Origin of the sequence: Chryseobacterium lactis, assembly GCF_003815875.1 — a bacterium.
GTDB lineage: Bacteria > Bacteroidota > Bacteroidia > Flavobacteriales > Weeksellaceae > Chryseobacterium > Chryseobacterium lactis.
Genome location: NZ_CP033924.1, coordinates 853,565 through 865,450, shown reverse-complemented (window position 1 = coordinate 865,450; position 11,886 = coordinate 853,565). Strand labels below are relative to the sequence as shown.

Sequence of the window (11,886 nt, the reverse complement as noted above, 5' to 3'; positions counted from 1 at the left end):
AAGCCTTTCAAAAAATGAAAGGCTTTTTATGTTTAAAAATCAGATTAGAATTAAAACCCTAAGCTTGTTCTTACCCTTTTAAGAGTAGCCAATGCAACAGGTCTTGTTTTTTCTGCGCCTTCCTGAAGTTTTGCTTCCAGTTCGTCAAGGTGCGTCATATAATAATTGAATATTTCCCTTTCCTTCTCGAAACGAACCAGGATAAGATCCAACAATTCTTTTTTAGCATGACCATAACCAAAGTTGCCGGCCAGATATTTGGCTCTTAATTCTTCAGTCTGTTCAGGAGTTGCAATCAGTTCATAGATCTGGAAGGTTTTATCCGTTTCAGGATCTTTAGGTTCTTCTAAAGACTTAGAATCCGACTCAATACTCATCACCTGCTTCTTCAGTTCCTTTTCCGGTAAGAAAATATTGATGATATTTCCCATTGACTTAGACATTTTGCGGCCATCAGTTCCGGGAACATATTTGGTGTCTTTCTGAAGTTCTGCCTGTGGTAGTACAAGAATTTCGCCCATCTGGTTATTAAACCTTGAAGCAACATCTCTTGCAATCTCCAGGTGCTGAAGCTGATCTTTTCCTACAGGAACAATCTCTGCATCGTACAATAAAATATCCGCAGCCATCAAAATAGGATAGGTAAACAATCCTGCATTCACATCCTGAAGTCTGTCTGCTTTATCTTTAAAAGAGTGCGCTAATGTTAATCTTTGATAAGGGAAGAAACATGATAAATGCCAAGTAAGTTCACAGGTTTCAGGGATATCACTCTGTCTGTAAAAGTACGTTTTCTGTGTATCTAGTCCACAAGCAAGCCAAGCCGCAGCAATCTCGTAGGTATTCTGTCTCAGCACCTCCGCATCTTTAATCTGCGTAAGTGTATGAAGGTTAGCGATAAATAAAAATGATTCATTTTCCTCCTGCTTGGATAATTCGATAGCAGGAATAATCGCCCCAAGAAGATTTCCAAGATGGGGAGTTCCGGTGGCTTGAATGCCGGTAAGAATTCTTGACATTTGTTTAAAATTTATATTTAAAAATTAATGAATTGCAAATTTACGAGGTTTGCCGGGAATAATGAATTAAAAAGTTTAAAAGATGAAAGACGAAAGACGAAAGATGTTGTTACCAAATTTCAATATTGGCTTGGCTCTATCAATAGGGGTGGGCTTTAGCCCGCCTTACAATAAAGAAACAATTCCAATGGCTTTAGCCAAAACATAAATTATGGAATCACGATCTTTTCACCTCCAAATTTCGGCTGTACTCCAAACAAAAGATCCCAATATGCTTTAGCTTTCGCTAGGTATTCTCTCAGGTTGGTCTTTAAACCCGCATATTTATTCACATCTGCTGCGTTATATCCGAATGCTTCCATGCCGTTGTGCCGTGCCAGAAAAACGGCTCTTTCATTGTGAAATTTTTGTGAGATGATCACCAGTTTCGTTTGTCCGAAAATATCCTTAGCTCTTACAACGGAATCCAGTGTTCTGAATCCCGCGTGGTCCATGATGATTTTGTCTTTTGGAATCCCTTGTTTCATCAGTTCCAACTGCATATCTTCGGGCTCATTATAATCTTTGGTGCTGTTGTCGCCGCTGACAATAATGTATTGTATTTTTCCGCTGTTGTATAAATCTGCGGTGGCTTTAATTCTGTTGTAGAAATAAGCATTCGGCATTCCGTTGCTTAATGTTTTGCCGGTTCCAAGTAACAAGGCTGTCTTGGTTTCCGGTACATCCGCAATATGGTAGGAAACAAAAGATTCACTTTCTTTCTTAATACTGTAATTTGCCCAGGCGATAAAAATAATTCCTGCCACTACAAGCAACAGGAAAAATTTAAAAATATTTTTGATTGTTTTTCTCATCCGAAAAATAAGTCATTTAAAATTCAAGACCGTTCGGGAAAGCTTTTTTTCTGAAAATTAATAATAAAGCAGCTCCTACAGTAATGGCAGAATCGGCTACATTAAAAATATATTTGAAAAATTCAAGGTGCTTGCCACCGATTAAAGGCCATCCTTCAGGAACATACCAGTCTACTAACGGGAAGTGGAGCATATCTACCACACATCCTTTCATAAATGTAGAATAACCTTGTCCAAAAGGGGCAAACTTGGAAATCCCACCATATCCTATCCATCGGTCAATACTTGGATCATATACGGTTCCGCTGTCGAAAATCATTCCGTAGAACATCCCGTCGATAATATTTCCGATGGCTCCTGCAAAAATAATGGCCATAGGAACCAAAAGATAATTGGATGCTCCGTCTTTCAGCCATTTTTTGAACATATAAACCATTCCTCCGATTAAGAAAAGTCTTAAAATAACAAGGAAGTATTTCCCAATAACTCCACCGAAGTGAAGTCCATAAGCCATTCCTGGATTTTCTACAAAAGTCAGCTTAAAGCCGGGAAGAACAGAAATGCTGTCATCCAGATTGAAATGGGTTTTAATATAAATTTTTGAAGCCTGGTCTATTAACAATACCAAAAATGTAATCGCTAAGATCTTTTTCATTACTCTCCTTTAGGTTTTGAAGGTTTGTTAGCTGGTTTAATATTTTTATTATCGCTTGCTTTTTTGATTACCTTCTGGCCATTAAACGAACTTTTAACATGAGCTTTCTCAAATTTAATGTTCATTTCTTTCAAAACACCTTTCAGTGCGCTTAGCTCCATTGCGTTTTTTGGATGTACTATAATAGATTCCATTTCTTATATTTAATTATTACATTTTGGACAAATCGTCAAGTCGTTTCCTATCTTTTTCTGACAAGTCATTGACTCCGTTTTTACCCATCTTACTCAAAAGTCTGTCAATTTCTTTTTCCCGGTCGCGTTTATCAGAATTAAATTGATCATCTATCGTATAGTTTTTATGTTGTTCCGGAAAGAATTTATTTTTGATCCATTCTCTATTAAAAAACATTAAAACGATTGCGATGATAATTCCTAAAATTAATAATTCGCTCATGGGTATACATTAAAAATTAGGTTTATAAAGTATCCTTTGAATACGATATAAACCCAATATTATTTTTCAAACCTTACGGTTATTTTTGCATATTTTTCGCTTCGATGCTGAGCGTAGCATGAGGAACGGCCAAAAGTCTTTCCTTAGGAATTAATTTCCCTGTTACTCTACAAACACCATACGTTTTATTTTCGATTCTGATTAATGCATTCTTCAGATCACGCACGAATTTTTCCTGTCTTCCTGCTAAAATAGAGTTTTGCTCCTTGCTCAATGTTTCAGCTCCTTCTTCAAATGCTTTGAAGGTAGGCGAAGTATCATCCGTCCCATTGTTCTGGTCATTGATGAAACTTTCTCTGATCAGCTGAAGATCTTTTTCTGCTTTCTCTATTTTGTCTTTAATGATCGCTTTAAATTCCTGTAAATCAGCATCGCTGTATCTAACTCTTTCGTCTGACATATTCTTTTCTCTTTTTTAATAAAATTATGAAATGGAATTTGAAATACAATAACTACATGTTAATTTTTTTCGATATTTATCTTAAAATTAACCTCATCTATTTCGATTTCGTTAAAATTTGAAAGTGAAGATACAATTTCTATTTTATTTGACAAGACCTCTGAAGAAATATATTCCTCATTTTTCTTAATATTCTCAATGAATGGTGAGCTTTCTTCAACGAAAATATTAATTCTGTCTGTCAGTTCAAAGTCTTTATCTTTTCGCAAGTTCTGAATTCTGTTAATAAACTCTCTTGCAATCCCTTCAGATTTTAATTCATCTGTTAACGTCAAATCTAGTGCCACAGTTGTTTTCCCGTCAGAAGTCACGGTCCATCCTGGGATATCTTTTGTAGAAATTTCCACATCTTCAAGAGTAATCTCATATCCCTGAACATCAAGTTTTCCTTCTTTTTCAAGACCGGAAATCTGTTCTGCAGTAAGATTGCTGATTTCAGCACCTACGACTTTCATGTCTTTTCCTAATTTAGGGCCTAATGCTTTGAAATTGGGTTTAATCTGTTTTACAATTAAATGAGATGCTTCTTCAGCATTAATTAACTGTAATTCTTTCACATTCACTTCCTGCTTGATCAGATCTGCAACAGCAAGAATTTGCTCCTCTGTTTTGGAATCCAATACGGGCACCAATACTTTCTGTAATGGCTGGCGTACCTTCATGTTCTCTTTCTTTCTCAGGGAGAAAACCATACTGGTGATATTCTGTGCTAAGTGTGTCTTTTCAACCAAATCCTGATCAATCATACTTTCATCAGCCACCGGGAAGTCTGTTAAGTGTACAGATTCACAGTTTTCTTTACCGGTTACTTTATTTAAATCCTGATACAACTGATCCATAAAGAACGGAGCAATAGGAGCCGATAGTTTGGCCACTACCTCAAGACAGGTATATAAAGTCTGGTAAGCAGAGATTTTATCATCAGAATAATCTCCTTTCCAGAAACGTCTTCTGCATAATCTTACATACCAGTTACTTAAATTATCATTTACAAATGTACTGATCGCTCTTGCCACTCTTGTTGGTTCGTAGTCTTCATAGAATGCTTTTACTTCTTTGATCAGAAGATTAAGCTCAGAAAGGATCCATCTGTCTATTTCAGGGCGGTTTTCCACTTCTTTCTCAGAATAGTTGAATCCATCAACATTGGCGTACAATGCAAAGAATGAATAGGTATTGTAAAGAGTTCCGAAGAATTTCCTTCTTACCTCATCAATTCCTTCGATATCAAACTTCAGGTTTTCCCATGGATTGGCATTGGAGATCATGTACCAACGGGTAGCATCAGGTCCGTATACAGAAAGTGTTTCAAATGGATCTACAGCATTTCCTAAACGTTTTGACATCTTCTGTCCGTTTTTATCCAGTACAAGACCGTTACTCATCACATTTTTGTATGCAACAGAATCAAAAACAGCTGTTCCGATCGCATGTAACGTATAGAACCATCCACGGGTCTGATCCACTCCTTCTGCGATAAAATCAGCAGGGAATGCTTTATTGCTGTCGATTAATTCCTTGTTTTCAAAAGGATAATGCAATTGTGCATACGGCATTGAACCTGAATCAAACCATACGTCGATCAAGTCGCTCTCACGCTTCATTGCTTTTCCTGAATCAGAAACCAATACCACTTTGTCTACTACATTTTTATGAAGATCAACCAGGTCGTAGTTGGATTCAGACATATTTCCGATCACAAAACCTTTGAACGGGTTTTCGGACATTAATCCTGCTTCAATAGATTTTTCTATTTCGTTGTAAAGCTCTTCCACAGAACCTATGATCTTTTCTTCTTTCAGATCATCTGTTCTCCAGATAGGCAATGGAATTCCCCAATATCTTGAACGGGAAAGATTCCAGTCGTTTACATTCTCCAGCCAGTTGGCAAAACGGCCTTCTCCCGTAGCTTTCGGCTTCCAGTTGATTTCTTTGTTTAAGTTAACCAATCTGTCTTTTACAGCAGTCATCTTTACAAACCAGGAATCCAGCGGGTAGTATAATACCGGTTTATCCGTTCTCCAGCAGTGTGGATAAGAGTGGACATATTTTTCTACTTTGAAAGCCTTGTTTTCTGTCTTCAACAAAATAGCAAGCTCTACATCCCATGATTTCTCAGGAGCAGTGCCTTCATCATAATATTCGTTTTTGATATATTTTCCAGAGAATACTTCAGGAACATTTTCTCCCTGAATGAATTTACCCTGAAGATCAACCAGTGGTACAAGATTCTCGTTCTCATCCTTTACCAACATTGGTGGAATCTCAGGTTGTGCCATTTTAGCAACTCTCGCATCATCAGCACCAAAGGTAGGTGCAGTATGAACGATACCTGTACCATCCTCTGTGGTTACAAAATCTCCAAGGATTACTCTGAATGCATTTTCAGCATGATCATTAGGTGTAAACCATGGAACCAGTTGCTCATATCTTGTGTCAACAAGCTTTTCTCCGGTAAATTCTTTTAAAATTCTGAAAGGAATTACTTTAGTTTCCGCCGTATAATTTGCAAAATCCTCATCCGTTCCTTCAGCATATTTTTTACCGAAAACCTTAGGTAAAAGAACGCTTGATAAAACAACAGTTACCGGTTCAAATGTATATTGATTGAAGGTTTTAACCAAAACATATTCAATATCTCTTCCTACGGTAAGAGCCGTATTGGAAGGCAACGTCCATGGAGTAGTCGTCCATGCTAAGATATGTACATCACCGTCAACATCACTGAATAAAGCAGATGAATCTTTTTTAACTTTAAATTGGGCCACAACCGTAGTATCTGAAACATCACGATATGTTCCGGGCTGATTCAATTCGTGAGAAGAAAGTCCAGTTCCTGCTTTTGGCGAATAAGGCTGGATGGTATATCCTTTATACAACAAACTTTTGTCGTATAACTGCTTCAGCAACCACCATACCGTCTCCATATATTTTGATTTGTACGTGATATACGGATCATTAAGATCTACCCAATATCCGATTTTTTCAGTAAGGGTATTCCAGACATCTGTATAACGCATTACTGCTTCACGACAAGCTTTGTTATAATCTTCAATCGAGATTTTTTTGCCAATATCTTCTTTAGTGATTCCTAATTCTTTTTCTACACCCAGTTCCACAGGAAGACCATGCGTATCCCAACCCGCTTTACGGAAAACCTGCTTCCCGTTTTGCGTTTGATAACGGCAGAAAATATCTTTCAATGCTCTTGCCATTACGTGGTGAATTCCAGGCATACCGTTTGCTGAAGGCGGACCTTCATAAAATACAAACTCGGGACTGCCCTCGCGAATCTCAACACTTTTGCTGAAAGTTTTATTCAGTTTCCAGAATTCCGCTACATTCTCGGCTATGTCAGTAAGGTTGAGGTTTTTATATTCTTTAAATTGGCTCATTGTAAATATCTCAATTTTCGTTGATTAATTAAGTCTGCAAATTTAGTGATTTTTGTCGGTTTATAATATATGTTTTATTTCGATATATTCTATTAAAAAGTTCAATTTCAGAAATATAAATGGAGAAAGGGTTTAAAAGGGAATAGATAGTAGTAAATGAGTGAATTTATGAGCCTCTTTTATTTTCAATCTTACCGGGAATTTATGCATGAAAGATTTAATACAGATTGACTTTGGCTTAATTTAAATTAGGTTATTATATACAATTTTACACTGATCCTGATATCGTAGTTATTATGGCTCTGTCATTCTGAATACAAACTGAAGGTTTGCGGACGTAGTTCAGAAGTGAAATGAAGAATCTAGCCATATATGAGATTCTTCCTTCGTCAGAATGACAATGGCCCTTGAGTAGATTATCTCTCGCAGACTTTAGAGATTACAAGATTATCAATAGAAATGGGCTTTAGCCCATTTAATAAAGGAAATATTCGCTCCATAGGCTTTAGCCAAAACTTTAAATAACCCTTACCAATCTCCATCTCTGTAAATCTCTGGTTTAAAAAATATGGTCAATCCAGATTATCTGTAAAACTAAAATAGCACAATCATTGCTTGAAATTTCGTATATTTAAAATGAACCTAACTAAATGATGTATGAAAATCTTTTGTAAACTGATACTGATTGTTTGTTTCATAAACAGTATCGTCTCACAAGCTCAGAATTACCCACAAAATTATTTCCGGAATCCCTTGAATATTTCCATGCAGCTGGCTGCTAATTTTGGAGCGGTCCGTTCCAATCATTTTCATATGGGATTGGATCTTCGAACCAACAGTCAGGAAAACCTCTCTGTTCTTGCCGCAGCAGATGGCTATGTAAGCAGGATAAAAGTAGAACGATATGGTTTTGGAAATGCGGTTTATATCACCCATCCCAATGGATATACGACAGTGTATGCCCATTTAAATAAATATTACGATAAGCTTGATGAATACGTAAAAGAAAGACAGTATAAAGATGAAAAATGGGAGCAGGATATCACTTTTCAGCCCGGGCAATTTCCTGTCACAAAAGGGCAGTTAATTGCGTTAAGTGGTAATACAGGAGGTTCAGCCGGCCCGCATTTACATTTTGAAATAAGAGATACCAAAACAGAAGAATGCCTTAATCCATTGCTTTTTGGTTTTGCGATTCCCGATAATGTGTCCCCAATTATCAGTGGGTTGTATTGGTATGACAGACGTTTCAGTACTTATGAGCCGGGAGCAAACGGAATTGCAGTTAAAAAAACAGGAAATATTTACAGTGCAGATATTGTCAGAGTTAACTCTCCGGTAATAAGCTTTGCAATAAAAGCCGTAGATAAAGCAAATCAGGGATTTAATCTTGGAATTTATCAGGCAGAGTTGTTGATGGATGGTAAGTTAATCTATGGTTTTTCTATTGATAAAGTAAGCTATGACGATACCCGTTTTGAAAATGGTTGTATTGATTACACGAAATTTTCAAGAGACAAAATGAGTATCCAGCATTTATCTACTTTACCGGGAATGAAACTTCAGAATTACAGCACTCCCAATTTAACCGGAATTATCACCCTTCAGGATGAAGAGATTCACAACATTGAGATTGTTTTAAAAGATGTCAAAGGAAATACAAGCCGCCTGACGACCAAAGTTCAGCTTAGTGGTGCTGCAAATAAGGCAATCCCTACAGGTAATAATGTTCTGCAACCTAACGAAGCTAAAACTATTACGACCCAGAATGCTGAAATCAATTTCAGTAAAAGTGCAGTGTATGATGCTGTTAATTTTAACGCTAATGAAAAACAGGATGCTGACCCGAATGTAATTTCCAGTCTCATTAATCTGCACAATCCTTATGTACCGGTTCATGATAATTATACGGTGAAAATAAAACCGAACAGGAAGTTAAGTCAGGAAGAAAAAGATAAGGTAGTTCTTTTGTTTGATTATGGCAGCGATACCGATGCAGTAAAAGGAAAATGGAATGGTGATAAAGCAGAAGGGCAATTTAACAGATTGGGTACTGTAAAACTGGTATTGGACAACAGTTTACCTTCTGTTTCTTCCGGTTGGAAAGATGGAGCATTGGTGAACGGAGCTTCCTTACGATTAAAAGGCACTACCAAAATTGGTGATATCATCTCATTTCGGGCAGAGTTGGATGGGAAATGGCTTAGATTTTCCCGAGTGAAAAATGATTTTGTATATATTTTTGACGAAAAATGTCCAAAAGGTTCCGGTTCTCACACATTAAAAGTTACCACCATCAATACGGCAGGCAATACCAATACCCAAACATTTACGTTTCAGAGATAAATAAGAGATTAGTTTTTAAATCTTGTAATCGCTCAATCTTTTAAATTTAATTAAATAAATTTGCTCAAAATTAAAATCATTGGAATTTCATCCTTCAATCGAAAAATCGAGTACCGCAGAGATTAAGCAGTTTCAGGAGAAAAAGCTTCACGAGCTGTTAGTTTATCTTGAAAATCATTCTCCTTTTTATCAGAAGCTGTTCAGGGAAAATAATATCAATATTGAAGATATTAAAACTCTGGAAGATCTGCAGAAAATTCCCATGACCACTAAGAATGATCTGCAACAATACAATCATGATTTTTTCTGTATTCCTCCAAATAAGATTGTGGATTATAGTACAACTTCCGGGACACTTGGTGATCCGGTAACATTTGGACTGTCTGATAATGACCTTGAAAGGCTGGCTTACAACGAAGCCATATCTTTTGCCTGTGCCGGTATTCAGAAAGGAGATGTAGTACAGATGATTACCACCATTGATAAAAGATTTATGGCCGGCCTTGCCTATTTTTTAGGATTAAGAAAAATGGGTGCGAGTGTGGTGAGAATGGGCCCGGGAATTCCTGAGCTGCAGTGGGATTCCATCTTCAGATATCAGCCTAAATATCTGATTACCGTTCCTTCTTTCTTACTGAAAATGATTGATTATGCAGAAAAACATGGCGTGGATTATAAAAACTCCAGTGTTTATGGTGCTGTGTGCATAGGAGAAAGTATCAAAAACCAGGATTTTACCGATAATATCCTGTCACAGAAAATAAAAGAAAAGTGGAATATCAAACTTTTCTCAACTTACGCTTCTACGGAGATGAGTACTGCCTTTACAGAATGTGAACATCAGATTGGAGGACACCATCATCCGGAATTAATCATTACAGAAATTCTCGATGATCTTGGAACTCCCGTGAACGAGGGCGAAAGTGGCGAGTTGACGATTACTACGTTGGGAGTAGAAGCAATTCCGTTGTTGAGATTCAAAACAGGAGATATTGTAAAAGCTCATTACGAACCATGCAGATGTGGTAGAAATACAATGAGACTGGGACCGGTAATCGGCAGAATGCAGCAAATGATCAAGTACAAAGGTACAACGCTCTATCCACCTGCTCTTAATGATATTTTGAATGATTTTAATACTATTTTGTGTCATCAGATCGTTATTCAATCGAATGAAATTGGTCTGGATGAGATTATCATTAAAATAAGTACAAACGGTGAATCAGAAAACTTCGTGAATGAGGTTCGGGATCATTTTCGTGCAAAATTAAGAGTAAGCCCGAAAATTGAAATCATCGAATTTGATATTTTATCTAAAATAGTTTTTAATCCCAACAGCAGAAAACCCATTACATTCATTGATTTAAGATAAAAAACTAATTAAAACAACCATGAAAAAAACACTATTTCTATTCTTTTTGGCTCTTTCCGTATGCCTGATGGCACAGCGGGTCAAAGTAATTTCCGGAGATTATAATTTCTTAAAAGGACAAAAATTTATTAAAGTCGTTTTCAAATTTGATGGAGTAACTTTTGCCAGGAAAAAAATTACGGAAGAGCAGTATATTGCCGAAAGAATGGCAGAAATTGAAAAAAGAAAGGATAAAGAAGAAGCTGAGAAATGGAAAAATGACTGGGAATATTCGAAGACAAAAACATTTCAGGATAAATTTTTAGCATCCTGGAATAAAAATACGGATATAGAAGCAGCTACCCATTTTGAAAAAACCAAATATACTTTAATTGTAGAACCAACCTGGATTTCTCAGGGTATTTTTGGTGGTATCGGGAGCATTCATGCCGAAATGAATTCTAGAATGACGTTTGTAGAAACCGATAATCCAAACACTGTTTTAATGGTAGTCGAAGGGTTAAAAGCTACAGGAGATAATGTTATAGGAGTTCCTAACAACAATGACCGTATTGCGGAATGCTACGCAAAGACCTCGAAAATGCTCGCCCTGAAAGTTGACTATTATACTAAAAAATAAGTGTCCCTTATAAATTTAAATTTTAACTAATAAACTATGAAAAAATTATTTCTGCTATTGTTGATGGCAGTTGCTACAACCACTTTTGCACAAAACCAAATCAATCTTCAATCCGGTAATTTTGACTTTTTAAAAGATCAGAGTGTGGTCAATGTTCAATTGAAACTTGAAAATGCTACCTATCAGGAGAAAAACCTTACTGAAGCTCAGTATCTTGAAGGCAGAAAAGGCGAAATTATGCTGAAAAAAGGCGAAGCTGTGTGGCAGAACTGGACTTCTCAATGGGAAAAATTCAAAACATCAGAATATCTTGAGTACTTTTTAAAAGGTATTAATGGTAAATCTAAAAAAGTAGTGTTTAATAATGACACTAAAGCAAAATATACGCTGATCATTGATTCAAAATGGATCTATGCGGGTTGGTATGGTGGAATGATCGGTTCTCAGGAGGCTAAGCTTACAGCTGATCTGACCTTTGTAGAAACGGATAATCCTGAAAAAGTGGTCATGAAGTTAAAAGCAGATAAAATCGGAGGAAAACAAATGAACAAAGAGTTTTCCTGGGAATATGGAAGAATTGCTGCTGCTTATGAAGTGACAGGAAAGAAGTTAGGAAAAGAAATCAAAGATGCTTTGAAATAAAAACAAAA

12 protein-coding genes are annotated in these 11,886 nt (G+C 36.5%); 5 read left to right on the top strand and 7 right to left on the bottom strand.

Going from position 1 to position 11,886, the window contains the following annotated elements:
* Positions 1 to 50: 50 nt before the first annotated feature.
* A complete protein-coding gene (gene trpS / locus EG342_RS03660; RefSeq protein ID WP_103288462.1) occupies positions 51 to 1,019 on the bottom strand; it encodes a tryptophan--tRNA ligase in 969 nt (322 codons plus the stop codon).
* 82 nt (positions 1,020 to 1,101) lie between these two features.
* On the opposite strand from trpS, the gene EG342_RS25595 reads away from it, so the two are divergent.
* Complete coding sequence (locus tag EG342_RS25595; RefSeq protein ID WP_260232354.1) at positions 1,102 to 1,227, top strand: hypothetical protein; 126 nt, start codon at positions 1,102 to 1,104, stop codon at positions 1,225 to 1,227.
* A gap of 1 nt (position 1,228) precedes the next feature.
* Here EG342_RS25595 and EG342_RS03655 read toward each other — a convergent pair whose 3' ends face one another.
* The 6 genes from EG342_RS03655 to ileS form a co-directional block, all read right to left on the bottom strand.
* On the bottom strand, positions 1,229 to 1,873 hold the full coding sequence (locus EG342_RS03655) for a SanA/YdcF family protein (protein ID WP_103288461.1): 645 nt from the start codon (positions 1,871 to 1,873) through the stop codon (positions 1,229 to 1,231).
* Between the two features lie 16 nt (positions 1,874 to 1,889).
* Positions 1,890 to 2,528, bottom strand: a complete 639-nt coding sequence (locus EG342_RS03650; protein WP_103288460.1) for a lipoprotein signal peptidase — start codon at positions 2,526 to 2,528, stop codon at positions 1,890 to 1,892.
* Complete coding sequence (locus EG342_RS03645) at positions 2,528 to 2,722, bottom strand: DUF2683 family protein (RefSeq protein WP_076356893.1); 195 nt, start codon at positions 2,720 to 2,722, stop codon at positions 2,528 to 2,530. The genes EG342_RS03650 and EG342_RS03645 overlap by 1 nt, the downstream gene beginning before the upstream one ends.
* Before the next feature lie 16 nt (positions 2,723 to 2,738).
* Entirely contained in the window at positions 2,739 to 2,984 is a 246-nt protein-coding gene (locus EG342_RS03640; protein WP_103288459.1) for a DUF6576 domain-containing protein, read from the bottom strand.
* 79 nt (positions 2,985 to 3,063) lie between these two features.
* A complete protein-coding gene (locus EG342_RS03635; protein WP_027373061.1) occupies positions 3,064 to 3,444 on the bottom strand; it encodes a TraR/DksA family transcriptional regulator in 381 nt (126 codons plus the stop codon).
* 59 nt (positions 3,445 to 3,503) lie between these two features.
* Positions 3,504 to 6,899 carry an isoleucine--tRNA ligase gene (gene ileS / locus EG342_RS03630; protein WP_103288458.1) on the bottom strand — a complete coding sequence of 1,132 codons (3,396 nt, stop codon included), beginning with the start codon at positions 6,897 to 6,899 and terminating at the stop codon, positions 3,504 to 3,506.
* Between the two features lie 657 nt (positions 6,900 to 7,556).
* On the opposite strand from ileS, the gene EG342_RS25670 reads away from it, so the two are divergent.
* The 4 genes from EG342_RS25670 to EG342_RS03610 all read left to right on the top strand — a co-directional run bounded on the left by EG342_RS25670 (position 7,557) and on the right by EG342_RS03610 (position 11,878).
* Complete coding sequence (locus EG342_RS25670; protein WP_103288457.1) at positions 7,557 to 9,245, top strand: M23 family metallopeptidase; 1,689 nt, start codon at positions 7,557 to 7,559, stop codon at positions 9,243 to 9,245.
* A 79-nt stretch (positions 9,246 to 9,324) separates the two neighbouring features.
* Positions 9,325 to 10,617, top strand: a complete 1,293-nt coding sequence (locus EG342_RS03620) for a phenylacetate--CoA ligase family protein (protein WP_103288456.1) — start codon at positions 9,325 to 9,327, stop codon at positions 10,615 to 10,617.
* 19 nt (positions 10,618 to 10,636) lie between these two features.
* On the top strand, positions 10,637 to 11,236 hold the full coding sequence (locus tag EG342_RS03615; RefSeq protein ID WP_123868024.1) for a hypothetical protein: 600 nt from the start codon (positions 10,637 to 10,639) through the stop codon (positions 11,234 to 11,236).
* 36 nt (positions 11,237 to 11,272) lie between these two features.
* Complete coding sequence (locus EG342_RS03610; protein ID WP_103288454.1) at positions 11,273 to 11,878, top strand: hypothetical protein; 606 nt, start codon at positions 11,273 to 11,275, stop codon at positions 11,876 to 11,878.
* The last annotated feature ends 8 nt before the right edge of the window (positions 11,879 to 11,886 follow it).